At 36.7% G+C, this 21,858-nt stretch carries 18 protein-coding genes, 1 tRNA gene, 3 pseudogenes and 1 riboswitch; of the genes and pseudogenes, 12 read left to right on the top strand and 10 right to left on the bottom strand.

Translation table 11 applies throughout. The features are described from left to right. Positions 1–89: 89 nt before the first annotated feature. From BMX01_RS05215 to yejK, 3 genes are all read right to left on the bottom strand, one after another. Positions 90–575 (bottom strand): DUF5358 family protein, encoded by a 486-nt coding sequence (locus BMX01_RS05215; protein WP_412556281.1) that lies wholly within the window; start codon positions 573–575, stop codon positions 90–92. A 273-nt stretch (positions 576–848) separates the two neighbouring features. Further along, entirely contained in the window at positions 849–1,232 is a 384-nt protein-coding gene (gene bamE, locus BMX01_RS05210; RefSeq protein ID WP_064082921.1) for an outer membrane protein assembly factor BamE, read from the bottom strand. Positions 1,233–1,300: 68 nt separating this feature from the next. Then, entirely contained in the window at positions 1,301–2,302 is a 1,002-nt protein-coding gene (gene yejK, locus BMX01_RS05205; protein ID WP_064082922.1) for a nucleoid-associated protein YejK, read from the bottom strand. An 80-nt stretch (positions 2,303–2,382) separates the two neighbouring features. Here yejK and BMX01_RS05200 point away from each other — a divergent pair, with 80 nt between their 5' ends. The 3 genes from BMX01_RS05200 (at position 2,383) to BMX01_RS05190 (ending at position 3,704) form a co-directional block, all read left to right on the top strand. Continuing rightward, positions 2,383–2,772 (top strand): RidA family protein, encoded by a 390-nt coding sequence (locus BMX01_RS05200; protein ID WP_064082923.1) that lies wholly within the window; start codon positions 2,383–2,385, stop codon positions 2,770–2,772. A 29-nt stretch (positions 2,773–2,801) separates the two neighbouring features. Beyond that, positions 2,802–3,530, top strand: coding sequence for a peptidoglycan editing factor PgeF (pgeF, locus tag BMX01_RS05195; protein WP_064082924.1), 729 nt, complete (start codon positions 2,802–2,804; stop codon positions 3,528–3,530). Between the two features lie 97 nt (positions 3,531–3,627). Next, positions 3,628–3,704: transfer RNA gene (locus BMX01_RS05190), tRNA-Ile, on the top strand. A 45-nt stretch (positions 3,705–3,749) separates the two neighbouring features. Here the strand turns inward: BMX01_RS05190 and BMX01_RS05185 are convergent. From BMX01_RS05185 to BMX01_RS05150, 6 genes and pseudogenes are all read right to left on the bottom strand, one after another. Then, positions 3,750–4,094 (bottom strand): c-type lysozyme inhibitor, encoded by a 345-nt coding sequence (locus tag BMX01_RS05185; protein ID WP_064082925.1) that lies wholly within the window; start codon positions 4,092–4,094, stop codon positions 3,750–3,752. A gap of 163 nt (positions 4,095–4,257) precedes the next feature. Further along, positions 4,258–4,954, bottom strand: a pseudogene (locus BMX01_RS05180) (LutC/YkgG family protein). A gap of 80 nt (positions 4,955–5,034) precedes the next feature. Then, positions 5,035–6,420 (bottom strand): annotated as a pseudogene (locus BMX01_RS07780) (LutB/LldF family L-lactate oxidation iron-sulfur protein). A 14-nt stretch (positions 6,421–6,434) separates the two neighbouring features. After that, positions 6,435–7,160, bottom strand: a complete 726-nt coding sequence (locus BMX01_RS05160; RefSeq protein ID WP_074647889.1) for a (Fe-S)-binding protein — start codon at positions 7,158–7,160, stop codon at positions 6,435–6,437. Positions 7,161–7,307: 147 nt separating this feature from the next. Next, a pseudogene (locus BMX01_RS05155) lies at positions 7,308–7,652 on the bottom strand (L-lactate permease); the annotation flags it as partial. A 366-nt stretch (positions 7,653–8,018) separates the two neighbouring features. Continuing rightward, positions 8,019–8,429 (bottom strand): H-NS family histone-like protein, encoded by a 411-nt coding sequence (locus BMX01_RS05150; protein ID WP_064082928.1) that lies wholly within the window; start codon positions 8,427–8,429, stop codon positions 8,019–8,021. A gap of 246 nt (positions 8,430–8,675) precedes the next feature. Beyond that, positions 8,676–8,846, top strand: a riboswitch (Lysine riboswitch). Positions 8,847–8,970: 124 nt separating this feature from the next. On the opposite strand from BMX01_RS05150, the gene BMX01_RS05145 reads away from it, so the two are divergent. Further along, complete coding sequence (locus BMX01_RS05145) at positions 8,971–10,512, top strand: Na+/H+ antiporter NhaC family protein (RefSeq protein WP_074647888.1); 1,542 nt, start codon at positions 8,971–8,973, stop codon at positions 10,510–10,512. Between the two features lie 72 nt (positions 10,513–10,584). Here BMX01_RS05145 and lpcA read toward each other — a convergent pair whose 3' ends face one another. Then, the gene (lpcA, locus tag BMX01_RS05140) at positions 10,585–11,169 is read right to left on the bottom strand and encodes a D-sedoheptulose 7-phosphate isomerase (protein WP_064082930.1); all 585 of its coding nucleotides are present in this window, start codon (positions 11,167–11,169) and stop codon (positions 10,585–10,587) included. Positions 11,170–11,371: 202 nt separating this feature from the next. On the opposite strand from lpcA, the gene BMX01_RS05135 reads away from it, so the two are divergent. The 8 genes from BMX01_RS05135 (at position 11,372) to BMX01_RS05100 (ending at position 21,855) form a co-directional block, all read left to right on the top strand. Then, positions 11,372–12,523, top strand: coding sequence for a sigma 54-interacting transcriptional regulator (locus BMX01_RS05135; RefSeq protein WP_064082931.1), 1,152 nt, complete (start codon positions 11,372–11,374; stop codon positions 12,521–12,523). Next, complete coding sequence (locus tag BMX01_RS05130; RefSeq protein ID WP_064082932.1) at positions 12,523–14,205, top strand: ABC transporter substrate-binding protein; 1,683 nt, start codon at positions 12,523–12,525, stop codon at positions 14,203–14,205. The genes BMX01_RS05135 and BMX01_RS05130 overlap by 1 nt, the downstream gene beginning before the upstream one ends. A 5-nt stretch (positions 14,206–14,210) precedes the next feature. After that, entirely contained in the window at positions 14,211–15,173 is a 963-nt protein-coding gene (locus BMX01_RS05125; protein ID WP_064082933.1) for an ABC transporter permease, read from the top strand. After that, positions 15,163–16,050 carry an ABC transporter permease subunit gene (locus tag BMX01_RS05120; protein ID WP_064082934.1) on the top strand — a complete coding sequence of 296 codons (888 nt, stop codon included), beginning with the start codon at positions 15,163–15,165 and terminating at the stop codon, positions 16,048–16,050. The genes BMX01_RS05125 and BMX01_RS05120 overlap by 11 nt, the downstream gene beginning before the upstream one ends. Before the next feature lie 15 nt (positions 16,051–16,065). Then, positions 16,066–17,103 (top strand): peptide ABC transporter ATP-binding protein, encoded by a 1,038-nt coding sequence (locus BMX01_RS05115; protein WP_010945120.1) that lies wholly within the window; start codon positions 16,066–16,068, stop codon positions 17,101–17,103. A gap of 153 nt (positions 17,104–17,256) precedes the next feature. Continuing rightward, complete coding sequence (polA, locus tag BMX01_RS05110) at positions 17,257–20,145, top strand: DNA polymerase I (protein ID WP_074647885.1); 2,889 nt, start codon at positions 17,257–17,259, stop codon at positions 20,143–20,145. A gap of 78 nt (positions 20,146–20,223) precedes the next feature. Beyond that, on the top strand, positions 20,224–20,856 hold the full coding sequence (gene lolA, locus BMX01_RS05105; RefSeq protein WP_064082937.1) for an outer membrane lipoprotein periplasmic chaperone LolA: 633 nt from the start codon (positions 20,224–20,226) through the stop codon (positions 20,854–20,856). Between the two features lie 81 nt (positions 20,857–20,937). Further along, the gene (locus BMX01_RS05100; RefSeq protein WP_064082938.1) at positions 20,938–21,855 is read left to right on the top strand and encodes an ATP-grasp domain-containing protein; all 918 of its coding nucleotides are present in this window, start codon (positions 20,938–20,940) and stop codon (positions 21,853–21,855) included. Positions 21,856–21,858: the final 3 nt, after the last annotated feature.

Genomic DNA, 21,858 nt, shown 5'->3' with positions numbered 1-21,858 from the left:
AGTTTTTGGGGCTTGATATAATTTGATAAAAGCTAAATGATAGTTGTTAAAAACCATATATAAAAAATTAATTTTATAGGGTAAAAAACTTATTTATAAATTTGTGGAATACTCGTTGAAATTCGTTGTTTTATTTCTTGGTAGATCGGTTTGAAATTCTCGCAACGAGCTTTATCCACATTAGCAATTTGATGATTATATTGTTCATATAAATTTTCAAAATAAGCTTGTGATGCTGCATCTTGTTCGATTGTTTCAAGATTTTCAGCACCAATCAATTCTTTTAGAATATTTGACTGAAAATAGTCCATTGTGATATTTTCAAGTACGGGCCATTCGTTATAAATATTTTGGTGGTTTGGTCCTGCAAGTTCAGGGAAAAGGCATTGCTCTATATTATTTAATTGACGGATAAGAATTTTGGTATCAATTGCTGATATTTTATATTTGGGTTCAGACGTAATGATATTGGGCGATTGATTTGTCATTTCTGATGAGTTTGCGGGCGACATTTGTGCAAACGTAGCCATACTTATTATATTAATAAAAATAGTTGAAAAAACTTTGAACATAATAGCTTCTATAAGAATTAAATAACTAACCAAACTTTACAATAATTTAACCTTGTGATCAAGCGCTAAAATAAGCCTTTATTAGAATGTGTGACACACTTTGAAAATTTAATTATTATACAAATACGTTGCCCAAGTGCTGCTAACAATTCAACGCGCTGAGTGGTGGTTGAATGGAAATCAGCCCGTCTTTAGTGGCTTAGCTTGAATAATATATTTAAATTGGTTTATATGTTGTTAGAAATAAAAAGCTCACATATAGTGAGCTTTTGTGCCTTATTTGGGCATGTTTTCCGTTTGTTTTGGCATATCTTGTTGGCTTTCTGCTTCAAGAATAGGTTTATCTAGCTGGATATCTTTTACTAAGCCGTTTTTATCAAAGTAGATAAATAATGTATGTTGAACAGGATCATTATAACCTTCACGTTTAATAAAAATATAATTCCAACGTTCTAGATGGAAGATGTCTTTTAGCATAGGCGTACCAAGTAGGTATTGAACTTGTGTTTTATTCATACCAATTTTTACTTGATCAATTTTATCTTGCTCTAAGTAGTTACCTTGAGGTACATCAATACGGTAGACTACTTTTTTGATTGTTGAACAACCAGTTACGCCCACAGCAAGTAAAGCAATCGCTAAAAGAGATTTTATTTTCATATAGTTATTAGCCTTTGAATTGTCGAAATGAGAGAGAAATAATACTTAAGTTAAACAACTTTTTCCATTTATTTATTACGTGTTAGTTGATCACGTAAATTTGCTGGTAATCCTTTGATTGTCAATGTGTCATTTAGTTCATCCCAAATAATGCGTTCTGCTAATAATTCTGCGTCAAAACTAATGGATACGCCTTTACCGGCGCCGACATATTTCTTTAATGTTTTTAAGGCATTTCGGACAGGCGGAATATTTTTCGCTAAGTCGTACGCTTTTTCTTGTGTAAATTGTGTGAAATTAAGATTATTTAAGGTGGGCATTGTATTCGCTAATTCTTGTAACATCAATTCTTCGCCATTGTTGATTTGTGCTTTGCAATATTCAAACACCTGTTTTTTTACTTCACGAGTTTGTGGTAAGGAAAGTTCACCTTGTTCACAAAAGTCGTTGACGGCTTGTAATAAGGTTTGATTTTGTAGTTGTGGATTGAGTCCTTCTTCTGCATCTAAAAAATCCATAAAGAAATCGGCAATTTTTCTACCCACGCGACCTTTAATAAAGGTTAAATAGCGGTTCGATTTTGCATTTATTTTTAATTCAGTTAAATTAATTCGACAAGCAATATCATATTGGCTAATGTTTAAGTATTCAGTGGGTTTTACATCTAATTCATCATTGACTAATATAGACCGTTGGCTATCAATTAAGGCAATGAATAAATAGTCTGTTGCCAAAAAATGGTAACGACATAAAATAAATGTACTGCCTGAGACAAAAGGATATTTGATCAATTCGGTCGCTAACATTTTGGCACAATGATGGCTGAAAGGTAAGAATTCGAGTTCTTGTTCTAATAAGCGGTTTAATTGTTGTGCAAAAACAGATTCTGTTTTAAAAATTCCATAAGCTTTGGTTTTATTTTGGTAAGCTTGATGGAGTTGTAGCATCATTTGTTCTACATCCGCGTTGATGGTTAAGAGGTTATCTCTTAAGATGGTGTTGAGTGTAGCAGGTTCACTTGCTACTTGATCAAGTTGATGGAGAACAATCTCAGTAACATTAATGCTCATAATTTTTTTAGACTAGAAATAAAAGAGCTGAGATACTACCATTAAATCTGTTATTTTTCATTATTAAAAAGGAGTTTTAGATGGCTAAAGTCATTCATAGCGAAAATGCGCCTGCGGCGATAGGTCCTTATGTACAAGCCGTTGATTTAGGTAATCTTGTTTTTACTTCTGGGCAAATACCGATGAATCCACAGACCGATGAAATTGCGACAGATATTGTTCAGCAAACTCGCCAATCATTAGAAAATGTTAAGGCGATTATTCAACAAGCTAATTTAACGGTAGCAGATATTGTTAAAACAACCGTATTTGTTAAAGATTTAAATGATTTTGCGGTGGTGAATGCAGAATATGAAGCGTTCTTTAAAGCAAATAATCATCCGGCATTTCCTGCGCGTTCTTGTGTTGAGGTTGTACGTTTACCGAAAGATGTTAAGTTAGAAATAGAAGCTATAGCAGTACGTAAATAGCGGTTGATTTAATCGGGAATGGAATATAGATGAACAAATTGATTGCCAGGTGGCAGGCATTACCGCATATTCACGCATTTACAACGGTTCGACAAGGTGGCGTTAGTCAAGCTCCTTTTGATAGTTTTAATTTGGCGGCGCATGTTGGTGATAATATTGAGAATGTAATACGTAATCGTCAATTACTGGTGGAGCGGTTTAATTTGCCTCTGTTTTTAACGCAAACACATAGTACACGCGTGATTCGGTTACCTTATTGGGGCGATAATTTTGAGGCTGACGCGGTTTATACTGATCAGCCTAATCAAGTCGGTTTAGTGATAACTGCCGATTGTTTACCGGTGTTTTTTTGTAGCCAAGATGGTTCGGAGATCGCTGTCGCTCACGCAGGTTGGCGTGGACTATGTGATGGTATTTTGGAAAATACTTTAGCTGAATTTAGTTGTGCCGCGGCAGAGATTATGGTGTGGCTTGGTCCTGCGATAGGGCCGAGCGCATTTCAAGTGGGTAAGGAAGTGGTTGAGCAGTTTTGTATGTTTGATGAGAATGCAGAATCGGCATTTAGTCCTGATCCAAGCACAAGCGGTAAATTTTTAGGCAATCTTTACCAAATGGCTATTCAACGATTAACATATTTAGGCATTAAGCATATTAGCGGTGGACAACACTGTACTTGTTTAGAAAAACAACATTTTTTTTCTTATCGGCGCGAAGGCAAAACAGGTAGAATGGCAAGCTTGATTTGGCGTGATAAATAATCAGTAATTGATTATTTTGCTTGTTTTTTATGCGAACATAAAGCATATCTATAGACGAACAATGATATTTTTCGTATAATACTCATCGTTCTCATATCCCCCCTTAGCTCAGTTGGTCAGAGCAGGCGACTCATAATCGCTTGGTCACTGGTTCAAGTCCGGTAGGGGGGACCATTCCTAATATGCAAATCCTTTTTTACTCATTTCCATATCTTAGAACTATTCTAGTGTGCATTCTTCAATGATTGGTTTATCGTTGGCTAGGAGTGTTGCTGTGTTTCCTTTTGTGGCTAATTCATAGTCGTAATTAGGGTTAATGGGTTTATACACCGCACCTGAGGCAGATTTTACATTTTTCATTGGGATCATTTCATCTACTTGATTGATGATCGCATAAGAATCTTTATCAGTATTCACGAAAATAACGTCGAGTGTATTTTTATCTTTACAAGCATATACAACTTTGGTGATTTCATTCTCTGAGCTTTGTTGCATTATGGTTGCATGTGCAGAGATGCTTGCTAACAAGCCTATCATTGAGAATAGCGTGGTTTGTAGTTTCATTTTTTACTCCTGTTTGTGTATGGTTAAAAGCCTACTTTTCATAAGACCATTATAGATGTAATAAGTTCCAAAAGAGTTTAGTAGATTAGATAAATATTGTTGGGGAACTAGCCATTACGTAAAATGCGTGCTAAGTTATTTAGCAAAAGCTAACAAATGTTAGTTATAGATCGTCAATAACAATGTAAATTTTAGAGACGGGGCCGTGCACGCCAACGACTTTAACTAATTCAATATCTGCCGTAGCGCTTGGGCCAGAGATAATATTGACACAAGATGGGATACGTTCGCCAGCTTGTGCTTTTTGATGCAGTATCTCTGCGAGTTGAGCAACGCGTGGTAATATACTGCTTTTACGCACAACTACAATTGAAGTAGTCGGTAATAAGCTAGTTGAACGGCCATTATCTTTGGTTGAAAATAATACAATTCCGCCAGATTAGGCTAAGCTATATTCTGCATAGACAATGCCAATATTTGCTTTTTCTGCTTGAATAATGTTTTCATCTTGATGGGTAAAATCCCAAACATAGTGATTGAATTTTGTTTTGATTGCGTCAGTGATGCCAAGGTCTTGCAGGCGGTTATCGTTATTTAAGATAATATTGCCACCGCCATATTTCTCACATAGTTAACATTGCTTCTGCTACCTCTGTTTCGTTGGTTTCGACAACATCAACTAATAATACTTTAGCAAAATTGATGAATGCATTACATAATTCTGTTTGTGATAAGTCGGTTAAACGTGTAGATGGGTGATCATTAACCGGTGTTTCCATTTGATCAGGCACTAATTTGCGTTCTCTGCCCATACATTGAGCAAGTTTATTTAAGAAGTTTTCTCGATTTTCTATGTTCATTGAGTAATCCAGTAAAGGCGTATTTAATACGCACATTAAAAAGTTAATGAATTTTGGACAATTATGTTGGTAATAAATAATTATTTACGATTTGCAAACCACTCACGGAAACTTTGACCTTCCGGATTGGGTAAATCATGTGCTTTTGTCCATTCACCTAACGCACCAGGTTGTAACGGCGCTTTGCCATTTTTAATGAATTTAGCTGCAATTTTGGCACCTATTTTTACGCCCGCTCCCCAAAGGCTTGGATGTGAATTCGCAAAGCTAAACCCTTTAATCGCGAGTTGCTCACCTTTTGGCGTTCTTCCTTCTTCAACTAATTTTTCGCGGTGTTTAAGAATTAATTGCGCCAATGGAATTTTGACCGGACAAACGCTATTACACACGGTACATAACGAACAAGCATAGGGTAAATCTTTGAATTCATCATAACCGCCTAATAATGGTGAAATCACGGCACCAATTGGGCCTGGATAAATTGAGCCATAACCATGGCCACCAATTTGACGGTAAGCTGGGCAAGTATTTAAACAAGCACCACAACGAATACAACGTAATACTTAAGCAAATTCACTTGCTAGAATTTTGGACCGACCATTGTCAACAATAACTAAGTGGAAATCTTCAGGGCCATCTGTTTCACCTTCAAGACGAGGGCCTGTTAACCAAGTATTATATGCGGTCAATTTTGCGCCTACCGCACTACGGCAAAGCATTGTAATTAAAGCATCTACTTCTTTGAAAGTGGGGGCTAAACGTTCCATTCCCATTACGGCAATATGTGTTTTGGGTAAGGTTGTCGCTAAACGTAAGTTGCCTTTGTTAGTAACTAAGCAAACTCTGCTACTGCAAAATTACAGCCCGAAATACCAATATCAGCATTTAAGAAATCTTTTCGTAACGTTTTACGCACAAATGCATTCATTTCTTCAGGCTGTTCACTGCCTGTATAGCCTAATTTTTCGTGTAATTCTTTACGAATACGATGGCGATCTTTATGGATAGCAGGTACGACAATATGCGAAGGTTTATCGCTTACAATTTGCAGTAAATATTCACCAAGGTCTGTTTCAACCACGTTGATGCCTTCAGCTTCTAAGACGTGATTCATACCAATTTCTTCAGTCACCATTGATTTTGATTTAACAATTGTTTTTGCTTTTTGGGCTAAGGCAACTTTTCGAATATAAGCGGTCGCTTCTTCTGCCGTTTCTGCAAAGAAAACATGCCCCCCATTTTGCTTAACTTTTTCGCTTAATTGATATAAATAAGCATCTAAATTAGCTAAAACGTGGTTACGGAATTGTTTAGAAAGATCACGCCATTCTTCCCAATGGCCTAATTCATCGATTTTGACCGATAGTTTCTTGCGCGTTTATTACCGCTTTGCGCATTATTTCATTATGTACTTGTTGATCAACGCGTTGTTTAAATGGGAGATTGCTAGTTTGTAAATGTGACATTTTATTCCCCCCCTTTATTCTTGCATTAATGCTTCTGCAATGTGCATCACTTTTACGTTTTTGCCTTCTCGGTTTAAACGACCGGCAATATTCATTAAGCAACTTACATCAGCACCGATTAAGTATTCGGGATCAACTTCAGTAATATTAGCCACTTTCTCTGTGACCATTTCACCTGATATCTCTGCCATTTTGACTGCAAAAGTCCCCCCAAAACCACAACAAGTTTGTTGGTTGTGAATAGGGAGTAATTGTAATCCTTGAATATTTTGTAGTAGGGTAAGCGGTTCATTTACTACACCTAATTTACGCGTCAAACTACAAGAAGGATGGTAAACGGCTTTACCGGTTAAACGTGCGCCGACATTAGTTACTTTTAGCACATTCACAATAAAATCGGTTAGATCATAAAAACGTTTTGCTACTTTCTCGGCACGTATTGCCCAATCAGCTTCACCAAAACGATTAAAGTATTCAGGATAATTTTTGATTGCATAAACACAAGAACCGGCAGGAGCAACAATGGGATAATCACTGACTTCAAAGGTTTCAACTAATGTTTTCATTCCGGCTAATGCTTGTTTCGCATAACCACTATTAATTGCAGGTTGACCACAGCAACCTTGTTTTTCTAAAAAGATAATATTACAACCTAATTTTTCCAGTAGTAATACGCTGTTTTTTGCCACGCCAGCTTTAACAATATCTGCTAAGCAAGTGACATAAAAATTTACGTTCATAACAGAACCCCCACATTTAAATAAAAATAAGAAATAATTGCATTTAATATGTTATAAATGACAAAAGGAAGTAAAATTACTTCCTTTTGTATGCTTGAATAAAATGATAAAAATATTCAAATTTAAATTTTATTGTACCGCTTTATGTTATAGCTCATAGATAAGAGGAATAATCATCACCGCGACTAAGGCAGCAATCACACCATAAATAAACATTGGTACAACCGTTTTCTTGATGATTAGGCCTTCTTGGTTTTCAATATTCAAGACTGAGCGGACGGCTAAAATGTTATTGATACAAACCATATTACCCATTGCGCCACCTACTGATTGTAATGCTAATACTAAAGTAGTGGAAATGCCAGTAATTTCTGCAGTTGATAATTGTACGCTACCAAAAGTTAAGTTAGATACTGTATTCGAACCGGAGAAGAATGCGCCAACAGCACCTAAATATGGTGCAAATAATGTCGAATATTCGCCTGTTACATCATTCATCATAGCTTTAAATGGCAACTGTTGTAAACGTGTAGTAATTAAAAATAAGATTAATGCACCAAAACCAAACCAAGTAGGAGTATCCACCGCACCCAAAATAACGGTTACTGGTGTTAATACGTCGACAAGCGCAGAAGCAATTTTTGCACTGATAATACTAATATCTGTAGCAAAGAAAAGGAAATGAATGATGAGTACTACTGCAATTCAAGGCAGTGCAACGTATGCATGGTAATGCATTAAATTTAATATTTTCGCAAAATATCAGCATATACATATAGTTATTATCGTGTGTGGCGTGTAAGGGGGGGATTTATAAAAAAGGTCAATGCAATATTGACCTTTTAACGTGGTTGAACATTAAATTGCAAAATATGCTAAGTTTTTACCTGCTTCTAAGGCCTTTTTAATCGCGGTGGGTGTTCGTCCTTGTCCGGTCCACGTTTTCTCGTGGCCATTTTCATCAATAAATTTATATTTAGCTGGGCGTGCATTACGCGTTTCACATTTTTTTCTTTCAGAATTTGAATTACCTAATAACACCACTAATTCTTCAGCAGAAAGTCCATCTTTTTCTAATAATTCTTTGTATTTATTTAAACGTTCGATAAATTTAGCTTGTTCAACTTCTTGGGCTTTAATTGCTTCTCGTTTTTCTTCTATCACTTTTGATACTTTTTCAAGTAGTGTTTCCATTTGTTCTAATGTTGCTTCTCTTGCAATGACTCGTAAACTACGAATATTGGAAAGTGTTTTTAAGATGTCTGACATTCTTTTCTCCAAATATATACAGTAATAATTCTAATTCTAGAATAAAAATGATTCTAGATATATTCATAATAGTAACGGAAGATATTTTTTAGGTAAATAATAAATTTTTATTGTTCGTGCTTATTTATAAATTTTATTCAATTTAATAAAAAATTAGAATGGGTTGAATTACATCGTCTTTCATTTAAAAATGTTACATTTAGTTGTTGGCAAGTTTGAATTATTAAGGTAAGCTAATATCGTCCTACAAATTGTAGAGGTGCAAATCCGATAAGTATTTCTTCTGAGTGGAAAGCGATGAAGGGGAAGGAAAGGCGTATTTGCCGAAATCAATTAAGCGTCATCTTAGTTGGTTGGGGTCGTTGCCGAAAGGGACGACACTGTCGTAATTCAATATTACGGAGTGCTACTATTAGGGTTGGTTCAATTTTTACTATTCAGATTATCCACCTTTTATCATTATGTATGTGATTACATAATTTTCTCAGTAGATCCTCTTGTTTGTTTGACTTTCAGTTTCATTATAAAATTGAGCGATTTTATGAATTTAGTTGATTATTCAAACTCTTTATTATCTGTTATTCCGACCGGATTAGCGCTTATTCTAGCGACTTTAACACGTAAAGTTTTATTATCTTTAGGGATTGGTATTTTAGTTGGGGCATTTATGTTAGCCCCGGGATTAATAGATAGTTTAGTTTATTTAAAAAATATTGTTATTGGTTTAGTTTATACGGAAGATTCATTTTCGTTAGGTAAATTACAAATTATTATTTTCTTATTATTATTAGGGATATTTACTGCATTTTTAAATTATTCTGGTAGTAATCAAGCATTTGCAAATTGGGCAAAACAACGTATTAAAACCCGACGTAGTGCTAAATTATTAACGGCTAGCTTAGCCTTTGTTACTTTTATTGATGATTATTTTCATAGTTTAGCTGTTGGTGCAATCGCGCGCCCGGTAACGGATAAATTCGGTATTTCCCGTGCAAAGTTAGCTTATATTTTGGATTCCACGGCAGCACCTATGTGCGTGTTAATGCCTGTATCTAGCTGGGGGGCTTCAATTATTGCGACAATAGGTGGTTTGTTGGCAACTTATAGTATTACTGAATATACTGCCATCAGTGCTTTTGCTTCGATGAGTGTAATGAATTATTACGCTTTATTTGCATTAATTATGGTGTTTATTGTTGCTTATACTTCTTTCGATCTTAGTTCAATGGCACGCTTTGAACGACGTGCTTTGGCACATAAACGGCAAGTAGAAAACGGCAACGATGGTGTTCAGGGGCGTGTTTATGCATTAATTATTCCTATTTTAGTGCTGATTACTACTACAGTTGCATCAATGCTTTATACGGGCTCGCAAGCATTGGACACATTTAGTTTATTGGCGGCATTTGAGAATACAAACGTTAATTTATCGTTAGTGATCGGTGGTTTTGCTGGTGTGTTGGCTGTGGTACTTTGCACTTTAGGATTAATTAAGCCTGCAGATTATTTGAAAGCGGTTTGGTTTGGTTGCCAGTCTATGTTCGGGGCGATTGCAATTTTGTTGTTTGGGTGGTTGATTAGCAGTATTGTAAAAGATATGCATACGGGGGATTATCTCTCAACTTTAGTTTCGGGGAATATTCATCCTGGATTTTTACCGGCAATTTTATTTGTGCTAGGCACGATAATGGCCTTTGCAACAGGAACCAGTTGGGGAACTTTTGGTATTATGTTACCGATTGCAGCAGGTATGGCGGTTAATGTTGGTCCTAATTTGTTAGTGCCTTGTTTGTCTGCGGTAATGGCGGGTGCTGTTTGTGGTGATCACTGTTCGCCGATTTCAGATACTACGATTCTTTCTTCAACTGGAGCACAATGTAATCATATGGATCACGTTACCTCACAGTTACCTTATGTATTATTGGTTGCGACAGGTGCATTAGTTGGATATTTAGTCGTTGGTTTTACACAATCTGCGCTACTGGGTTTTATCTCAACTGCAATAGTGTTGGCGATATTAATTATCATACTTAAAATGAAAAAATCAGCAAAACTCAGCGGGGAAGTAATGGTTAAGCGGTAGGATTCTCCGTCTTTATAATTGATTTTAACCTGTGAAAGGCATTCATTAGAATGCCTTTTTTAGTGTAAAAGGTTAGGCGGTTTTCGCCATTTCGAACTCAATTAACATCATTAAAATATGAATAACTTTAATATGAATTTCTTGAGTGCGATCGGCATAGCGAAAATGGGGAACACGAATTTCAACATCTGCTAATCCTGCCATTTGCCCGCTATCTTTGCCTGTTAAAGCAATCACTTTCATTCCTTTTTCTTTTGCGATGTTAATTGCATTTAATACATTTTTTGAGTTACCAGAAGTGGATAAACCAAAGAGTACATCACCCGTTTGACCAACCGCTTCTATGTAGCGGGAAAAGACGTATTCATAACCAAAATCATTACTTACACAGCTTAAATGGCTGACATCAGAAATCGCAATAGCAGGATAAGCGGGGCGATTTTCGCGATAACGCCCGGTTAATTCTTCGGCGAAATGCATGGCATCACAGTGAGAACCGCCATTGCCACAAGAGAGTACTTTACCACCTTGTTTGAAACTGTTAGCAATTAATAGCGCTGCTTCTTGAATTAATTGAATATTTTTTTCATCAGCCATAAATTTAGCTAATACGTCGGCTGCTTCTTGAAGTTCGCCTTTAATTTGTTCTAAATACATAATGATCCTTTTAATATTGTAAAAATAAGCTAAATTCAACCGCTTACATTTTCATAAACTGCTAAAAGTGTATGGGATTGATTTTATAATGTAAATAAGAATGACTAAATTCAGGTATATTGTTGTAAACAAAAGTTTCCAAAAATAGTTTTTCGATGTATCATTACTCACTAATATCCCTGCTTAAATTAAGGCGAAAAGAATGACTCAATTACGTATTGAATGCACCGATAAACTTATCACGTTACCCAAAATTTTGCATGTGTTAGCCGAAAATAAGCAGGCTGTTCAACATATTAATCTTACTGATGAAGTTATTCAACTGAGGTTTTTGAGGTTAACTGAAAATGAACAAGCTGAATTGCTCAAACAATTGCAAGTTATCCCTAGTATCACTCAAGCCTCATTTATTAAGCAAACGACCGTGTTATTTGACCAGATTATTGCACAGAGCCATAAAATGCAGGTTGTGTTTGAACAACAGAAAAAGTTTGCACAGCTTGATGCGCCCTTATTGATTCAAGGAGAAACGGGGACGGGTAAAGATTTATTTGCCAAAGCGTGTCATGATTTAAGTAATCGCTGTGATTATAAATTTATTGCCATTAATTGTGCAGGGCTACCAGCCGATGACGCCGAAAGCGAGATGTTTGGCCATAGTGGTCAAGGTAAGCAAAATATTGGTTTTTTTGAATATGCGAACGGTGGCACAGTATTATTAGATTCAGTCGCAGAGCTTTCGTTGTCAATGCAAGCAAAACTATTGCGTTTTCTGAATGATGGTTCTTTCCGTAGAGTGGGTGAAGATAAAGAAATCTCTGTTGATGTACGTGTTATTTGCACTTCACAAAAACCATTAGTCGCTTTAGTTTCAGAAGGTAAAATGCGAGAAGATTTGTATCATCGTTTGAATGTGTTGACATTAGAATTACCACCATTACGTGAGCGACAAGGCGACTTGCTATTGCTAGCGGACTATTTTATTAAGCAAATTAGTCAGCAATTAGCCATTGATAAACCAAGTTATGACAATACTTTTTTACAAGCGCTACAGCTTTATCATTGGCCGGGTAATTTACGTGAGTTGTATAATGCGCTTTTCCGCGTGTGTAGTTTATCAAGCGGTGATAATTTAGCCATTCAAGACCTAAAATTACCCTCTACATTATTAAAATTTGATGAAATTGAATTAGATGAAAGTAAAAGCTTAGAAGAATTAGTTAATCGTTTTGAGGCATCGTTGTTACGCCGTTTTTATGTGGAATACCCAAGTACACGTAAATTGGCTCAACGTTTAGGCATTTCTCATACTGCGGTGGCAAATAAATTACGCGCCTATGGAATTGGTAAATAATGAAAATATTAGCGTTATCTATCCTTAAATTTAGCCCTTTTTTTGCTGTGTTCTGTTGGATTTCGACCGCTTATGCTGCACCTCGAGTGCCAAAAGAATTATCAGCGGATAGCTTAATTTATTGCACCAGTATTTCAGGTTTATCTTTTAACCCACAAAAGGCGGATGTGGGCACCAATATGAATGTGGTGACAGAGCAAATTTATGATAAGTTATTTGAAATAGATCGACATACGCATAGGGTAATACCATCGCTTGCAGAAACATTTTCAGTGAGTGATGATGGTAAAGAAATAACGTTAAATTTACGTCGGCAAGTGGCTTTTCATAAAACGCCTTGGTTTACGCCAACACGTTTATTTAATGCGGAAGATGTGGTGTTTTCATTGAACCGTATGATTGGTAATGTTGAAGAATTACCTGCGTTGGATTTTAATGAAGACAGTAAAGAACAATTTCAGCAAAATCAACGTTATGCTTATCACTTTAAAGCAAATCTTGCACATTATCCTTATTTTGAAAGCGTCGCATTAAAAAAGAAAATTGTGAAAATTTCAGCACCGAATGAATATACAGTAAAGATTCATTTAGTTGCGCCGGATAATTCGGTGTTGGCGCATTTAGCCAGTCAATATGCGGTTATTTTATCGAAAGAATATGCACTATTGTTAAATGCAGATGAAAATTTAGCGCAGTTAGATCTATTACCTGTCGGAACGGGCGTTTATCAATTAAGTGATTATATTCAAAATGAATATGTGCGTTTAAAACCAAATCCAGTTTATTGGGGAGAAAAGGCTAAAATTAACAATGTAGTGGTTGATTTTTCCTCAAATAGTACCGGTAGAATGGCGAAATATTTGAATCAAGAATGTGATATTGTTGCTCAACCAGAACCTAGCCAACGGCGCGTAATTAGTTCTTATGAAATTGTTGAAAGCCCGGGGGCAAATTTAGCCTTTTTAGCATTCAATATGCAAAAAGAAAAAATGCAAGATATCGCATTTCGTCGTCAAATTGCCCAAGCAATTAACCGCGAGCGTTTGGTAAAAGCATTGTTTTATGGCTCTGCTGAAGTGGCGGATAATGTATTACCTAGCGCGTTATTTGCTCAAAAGAATCCAGCTGCATATCCTTATAAAGCGCCCCAACCACGTGCAAAAAATGCCAAACTTGACCGCTTAATTTTTTGGGTGTTAGATGAAAGCCGAGTTTATAATTTGCATCCACTTAAAATGGCGGAAATGATTCGCAATGATCTGAAAAAAATCAATATAGACGCCATTATTCGTCCGGTTAGTCGGGCAAAAGTCGTTCAATTGGCGGCAGCGGGCAAAGCAGATTATGATTTAATTTTAACCGGTTGGTTGGCGAATAATTTGGATCCAAATGCTTTTTTATCACCTATTCTTAGTTGCCGTACGCAAAATAAAGTTACTAACTTAGCGAATTGGTGTCATCAGCAATTTGATGAATGGCTTGAGATTGCTAAAGCAAATCAAGTGCCTTATGTGAGAAATATGATTGATAAACAGACACAGGCATTATTAGAGGAACAGTTGCCTATCTTGCCTTTATTGCATGCTCAGCGTAGCTTGTTTGTCAATCAAAAGATTAAAAATGCGCATATTGAGCCATTCGGGCAAGTTCGTTTATCTGAATTAACTTTACATCAAGAGTAACAATCATGCTATTTGCTTTTATTCGTCGGTTATTTCTTTCGCTGATTACCTTGATTATTTTAACATTAATTGGCTATAACATTTTATTGCGTGATCCATTAAATCATTTTATGGATTTATATGGTATTCAAGCTTATTTTAGTTATGTTATGGGGCTATTACACGGTGATTTTGGTATTAGCTATAGTAATGGTGATCCTATTGCTAATCAAATCCTGAATGTATTTCCTGCTACAATTTCCCTATGCTTTGCCGCATTATTTGTATCTGTGATTATCGGTATCCCGCTCGGATTTGTTGCTGCGAGCTTTCGGGATAATGTTGTAGGCAAATTACTCGCTATTGTTAGCGCGTTCAGTTTAGCTATTCCCGTATTTTGGTTAGCGATTATGGCGTTATATTATGCAGCGAGTAATGATTGGCAGATTGCTGCGGTTGGGGAGTTGCACCCAATCTATGAAATTTCATTAGTGACAGGTTTTCGGCTGTTAGATATTTTCTTAGCAGATTCACCGTATAAATTGAAAATGATGCAGAGTGTATTACACCATTTAGCATTACCTACTTTGATTTTAGCTTTGCCTGCTACGCTTGAGGTCATTCGCTTTACACGCCAACGCGCAGAATATGTTATGAAGCAAAATTATATTAAAGTGGCAAGAACGCGTGGTTGGTCGCCTTATAAAATTTGGTTGAAGCATATTTTACGCAATACATTACCTGCCTTGATTCCAATGATCGCCCGTAACTTAACGTTGGTTTTTGCATTCGCTATGCTAGTAGAAAATATCTTTAGTTGGGGCGGTATTGGTTTGTGGCTCATTAATGCGTTAGCAATACAAGATTATAATGCGATTTCTGCCGGCGTGGTTGCCATTGATTTATTTGTTTTGGGCGTGGATATTTTGGTGCGATTAGTGACGACTTTATTAGATCCCTCTCAAAAAAAGGATTGGTATGTTAAATAGAGAAGAGCCTGAACAATTTAGGCAGTCAGATTATGCGAAGCAGTTTTGGCTTGAGTTACGGCAAGATAAAGTGGCATTAGCAAGTTTATATTTTTTTCTGATATTACTGTTTTTGACTTTTGCTGGTGAGTTGATCGCACCTTATCAGGTTAATACGCAATTTGTTGGTTTTGAATTGTTGCCACCCTCTTGGGGCGATTATGGGCAGATTAGCTATTTTTTTGGTACAGATGATTTAGGTCGTGACATTTTTAGTCGTATTTTAGCCGGTTTTTATTATACGGTCGGAGCCGCATTATTAATTAGCTTTGCGATCGCTATAATTGGTGGCGTTATTGGTGTATTGGCCGGTACTAGCCGTAAAGCGATTTCTTTTTTAGGCCATTTATTTGATACTTTTTTATTTATTCCAACTTTAATTATTGCAATTATTATTGCTACTTTAATGGAAGCCAGTTTGATCAATGCAATGTTAGCTATTTTTTTGGCAATGTTGCCACATTTTATCCATAAAATTTATCAAGCTACTGAGCAACAATTAAAACGGGAATATGTTATCACGTTACGTTTAGATGGGATTTCGCGTTGGCAACTAATTAAGGAAGTTGTATTACCTAATTTAACCGCATTAGCGGTAAAGGAAATGACACATATTTGTATTATTGCCGTATTGGATATTAATGCCCTAAGCTTTATTGGGCTAGGTGCTCAAAGTCCAATGCCAGAATGGGGAGTAATGATTAAAGATTCGATTGAACTTATATATATTGCACCTTGGACCGTCATTTTGCCGGGTATTATAACCATTTTAGTTATTTTGATCATCAGTATGTTAGGCAACAGTATCAGCCGTGTACTAGAAAAACATCGTTATTAATAAATGGAATAAAATATGGCTCTATTAGATATTCGCCATTTAAGCATTGAAATTGATACGCCAACAGGGCGAGTAAAAATGGTGGATAATGTCAATTTAACGCTTGATGAAGGACAGATTTGTGGTTTAGTGGGCGAGTCTGGATCAGGTAAAAGTTTGATTGCTAAAGTGATTTGTGGCGTGATGAAAGATGAATGGATTGTGACCGCGGATCGTTTTCGTTTTAATGATATTGAATTACTTAAACTTTCACCTATTCAGCGACGTAAATTAGTGGGTGAACAAATTGCAATGATTTTCCAAGAACCTCGCTCAAGTTTGGATCCAAGTAAAAATATTGGCCAACAATTAATCCAGACCATTAATTTTAAAGGTAAGTGGTGGCAGTGGTTTGGTTGGAAAAAAAAGAAAGCGATTGAATTATTGCATCGTGTTGGTATCCGTGATCATAAAGCGATGATGCAAAGCTATCCTGTAGATATTACAGAAGGTGAGGCCCAAAAAGTGATTATTGCAATGGCAGTGGCTAATCAACCTCGTTTGCTGATAGCCGATGAACCAACACATACTTTAGAACCGACCACTCAATTACAGATTTATCGTCTGTTAGCCAGTATGAATAAGAATTTAGGCACTTCTATTTTATTGGTCGCCAATGATATTAGGAGTACCCATAAATGGGTGGATTCTTTCAATGTACTTTATTGTGGACAAACAGCTGAAGCAGGTAGTAAAGAGGTGATTATGGAAGAGCCTTTTCATCCATATACAGCAGTGTTATTAAATGGTATTCCTGATTTTTCGCAACCGTTAGTCTTTAAAAGTAGTTTAAATACATTAAAAGGCAGTATTCCAATGTTTCAACATATACCCATTGGTTGCCGTTTAGGACCACGTTGCCCATTTGCACAGAAAAAATGTGTACAAAAACCACCATTACGTAAATATAAACAGCATGAATTTGCCTGCCATTTTCCGATTAATTTTAGAGAGAAAAACTTTTTGAAGCGGGCAGAATTTGAACCTGTAGTCGTGAGCGAGAAAAGTGAATAATATCCGTCTATACTATCTTTTACGTGGAAGGTTGCTACATTAAGGCAAGATTAAACCGCTTATTTTGGTTATAATGATGTTTGTATAGGGTTGCATGCGCAACCCGTTTCTATCTTAACTGTATGCTATGGCATCTATTAGCAAGGATTTCAAATGGCTCAAATTGCACAAAACCCACTGGTTCTCGTGGATGGTTCTTCTTATTTATACCGTGCTTTTCATGTATTCAATTACTTAACCAATCGTGGCGGCGAGCTTACAGGGGCAATGTATGGTGTGTTAAATATGTTGAGAAGCCTAGTCAATCAAGTCAATCCGAGCCATATTGCGGTCGTATTTGATGCAAAAGGAAAAACTTTTCGTGATGATTTATTTGAACAATATAAATCGCATAGACCACCGATGCCAGATGAATTACGTGCACAAATCCAGCCATTACATAATATTATCAGAGCCTTAGGTATTCCGTTGATTTCGATTGAAGGTGTAGAAGCTGATGATGTGATTGGTACCTTAGCAGTACAAGCCGCTCAAGATGGCAAAGAGGTATTGATTAGTACAGGTGATAAAGATATGGCACAGCTAGTTAATCAGCATATTATGCTGATTAATACGATGAATGACAGTTTATTAGATCGTGAAGGCGTGATCGAAAAATACGGTATTCCACCAGAGTTGATTATTGATTATTTAGCTTTACAAGGCGATGCTTCGGATAATATTCCTGGTGTAAAAGGCATTGGTGAGAAAACGGCATTAGCTTTATTGCAAGGAATTGGTTCGTTACAAACGATTTATGCAAACCTAGATCGCGTTGCGACACTTTCTGTTCGGGGAGCCAAAACATTAGCCACCAAATTAGTGGCAGAAAAACAAGCGGCTGATTTATCTTATTTATTAGCAACAATTAAAACTGATGTGGCATTAGACGTAACGCATCATCAATTAACGCCAAGCGCGCAACGGCGCGAGGAATTAATCGCATTATTTGAGCGTTATGAATTTAAACGTTGGCTAAATGATGTGATGAACGATATCAATCCGATCTTAAAAAATGTTTCAGATAATCATAAAAAAACAACATTAAACCATTCAACAGATCTACAAGCGGTGCAAAATACCGTTTTTGATGCCCCTAATAAAAAAATAGCAACAATTAAAATTGATCGTAGTCAGTATCAGACGATAACCACTGAATTACAGTTAACGGAATGGATGGCCAAAATTGAGCAAGCTAAATTAGTTGCTGTAGATACTGAAACTGATAATGTAGATGCAATGTCAGCCCACTTAGTCGGCATCTCATTTAGTTTATCAAATGGTGAAGCGTGTTATATTCCGCTAGTGCATACCCAACAAATCAGTGTTCAGCCCCAGCAAGAAGATTTGTTTGCTGAAACAGACAATGATGCAATTACACAGTTTCAATTAGCGTCAAATCAGCTAAATCTAACCGCTTGTTTAGCTCAATTAAAGCCATTATTAGAAAATGCCGAGATTAAAAAGATTGGGCAGAATATCAAGTACGATCTGATTGTTTTTGCTAATCATGGCATTGAACTACAAGGGGTCGCTTTTGACACAATGCTTGAATCTTATACGTTAAATAGCACCGGACGGCACAATATGGACGAGTTGGTGGAACGTTATTTAGATCATAAAACAATTGCTTTTGAAGATATTGCGGGCAAAGGAAAAAATCAACTGACATTTGATAAAATTGCCATTGAAACTGCGACAGAATATGCTGCGGAAGATGCTGATATAACGATGAAATTACATCAACAGCTTATTACATCCTTAGCTAAGACTCCATCATTAATCAAATTATTTAATGAAATTGAAATGCCATTAGTCAATGTATTAGCCAGAGTTGAGCGGAATGGAGTATTAATTGATTCTGACAAATTATTAGCACAATCAAAAGAAATGGAACAGCGTCTTGCTGAAGTAGAAATCGCAGTTCATACAGCAGCAGGTCAAGCATTTAACCTTGCATCAACCAAACAACTGCAAGAAATATTATTTGAAAAATTAGCATTACCCGTATTAAAGAAAACCCCGAAAGGTGCGCCATCGACGAATGAAGAAGTATTAGAGCAATTGGCACAACAAGGGCATCTCGTACCTAAATTACTCAGTGAACATCGCGCGTTAAGCAAGTTAAAATCAACTTATACTGATAAATTACCGAAGATGATTAATCAGCATACAGGTCGAGTGCACACTTCTTATCATCAGGCAGTTACCACCACAGGTCGACTTTCTTCAAGTGATCCTAATTTACAAAATATTCCCATTCGTACAGAAGCGGGACGGCGTATTCGTCAAGCATTTATCGCACGTGATGGTTATAAAATAGTGGCGGCTGATTATTCCCAAATTGAATTGCGGATTATGGCACATTTAGCAAATGATGAAGGAATGATTACCGCTTTTGCTAATGGTCAAGATATTCATCAAGCAACAGCAGCAGAAATTTTTGGTTTAACCTTAGCTGAGGTAACGAGTGAACAACGGCGCAGTGCAAAAGCGATAAATTTTGGACTAATTTATGGGATGTCAGATTTTGGGCTAGCAAATCAGCTAGCTATCTCACGCGATGAAGCGAAAGAATATATGGCGCGTTATTTCCAACGTTATCCGAATGTTCAGCAATTTATGCGCGATATTCGTGAATCTGCAAGTGTAAAAGGTTATGTCGAAACATTATTTGGCCGTCGATTGTATTTGCCAGAGATTAAATCAAGTAATACTATACGTCGTAAAGCTGCTGAGCGGCTAGCGATCAACGCCCCAATGCAAGGCACCGCCGCTGATATCATTAAAATCGCGATGATAAGCATCGATAAGCAAATTCGTGCTGACCAGAATATAAAAATGATTATGCAAGTGCACGATGAATTAATATTTGAAGTTAAACAAGAATGTATAGAGTACTACATTGGCTTAATCAAAACGGAAATGGAAAAAGCGATTGCGATGAAGGTGCCGCTGATTGCTGAAGTGGGCATAGGTGCTAATTGGGATGAAGCGCATTAGTTGTATGAAGTGATGATAGAAACTTTTACTAAAAATGCTGTCAAATGAAAAACTATACTTTGATTAAAGAGGAAATAAATGAAAAAACGTATCCAAAAAACAATCTTGACCGTGCTCTTTTCTTCATTGTCTTTAATTGCCTTTGCCGATATGCAATCAGTAGCAGAATTACAACGTCGTTTAGAGCACGTTGCTCAATATAGTGCGGATTTTGAACAAACTGTGCGTTCAAGCAAAGGCCAACAAATTCAATCAGGTCGCGGTAAATTTCAGGTTAAACGTCCAAACTTGTTTAGAATGGATATTAACGCACCGCAAGAAAACGTAATTGTATCGGATGGCGAAAACTTATGGTTTTATGATCCTTTTGTGGCACAAGTTACCGTTAATAGTGTGCAAAATGCGGTAAATGGTACGCCTTTTGTGTTGTTAACCAGTAGCGATAAACAACATTGGACACAATATGAAGTAACACAAAATGCAGATAGATTTGTACTAAAACCAAAGTCAGCCAAAAATAACTTAAGGCAATTTGATGTACAGATCGATCAAAATGGCTTGTTAAAAGGGTTTAGTACTATTGAGCGCGATGGTCAAACTAACTTATATAGACTACGTAATATCACAACGGCAGAGTTATCTGCGGATCTGTTTAAGTTTAGCGTACCGAAAGATGTGGAAGTCGATGATCAACGTCGTGTTAAAAAATAAAACGAGCGAATGAATGGCAAAAGTAAACTGAATAGCCATCACTCTTTGGAAGAGGGTGTTTGGGTTAAAAGTTAGTTAAATATGAAGATACTTGTGCTATGCCGTGAACCGCGGCTATATAGTTGCCAACGTCTAAAACAGGCTTGTCAAGATCGTAATATTCAGTTAGATATTCTTGATCCAAATAGAATGCTGATTAAATTAGCGGTAATTGATGCCCAAATGCAAGCACAACTTTATTATCAAGCGGGTGAAATTTATGATAAATGCCGTGCAGAGCCTAGCTTGTTAGCAGAATATGATGCAGTATTACCTCGTTTTGGTGTTTCTAGTACAATGATGGGGTGCCGTGTGTTAGATTATTTTGCAGCTAAAAAGGTTGTTATTTTAAATAATTCAACCGCTTTTCGTTTAGCGCGTGATAAGTGGTCTAGTTTGCAAGTTCTAGCCGCACAACACATTCCCATTCCAACCAGTTCATTTGCCGGTGAGCTATTTAGTACTGCGGCGCATATATATCAACATAGAATCCCATTAGTGATTAAAACTTGTAGTGGATCACAAGGTGTCGGGGTGATGTTGAGTGAGAGTAAAGTACATTCTGTCAGCTTATTGCAAACGCTACAGCAAGCGAAAGTAGATAACTTATTACAAGATTTTGTTGTTGAAGCACGCGGGCAGGATATTCGGGCTTTTGTGATTGGTGATCGCGTTGTGGCAGCGATCGAGCGTAATGGGCTAGAAAATGATTTTAGAGCAAATATTCATCAAGGCGGATCTGCAAGCGTTATTCAATTAAATACCGTTGAACAACAATTAGCGGTGCTTGCGGCAAAAACAATAGGGCTTGATATAGCGGGTGTTGATTTAATTCGCTCAAATAAAGGCTTATTAGTGCTAGAAGTGAATGCTTGCCCGGGATTAGACGGGATAGAAAAAGCCAGTAAACTAGACATTGCCGGCTTAATCATTGATTATCTGTTAGCGATGAAAAAATAGCGA

The sequence above is a fragment of the [Haemophilus] ducreyi genome (assembly GCF_900109315.1).
Lineage (GTDB): Bacteria > Pseudomonadota > Gammaproteobacteria > Enterobacterales > Pasteurellaceae > Haemophilus_B > Haemophilus_B ducreyi.
The sequence above is the reverse complement of the archived record's forward strand: the minus strand, read 5'-3'. Positions and strand labels throughout refer to the sequence as shown.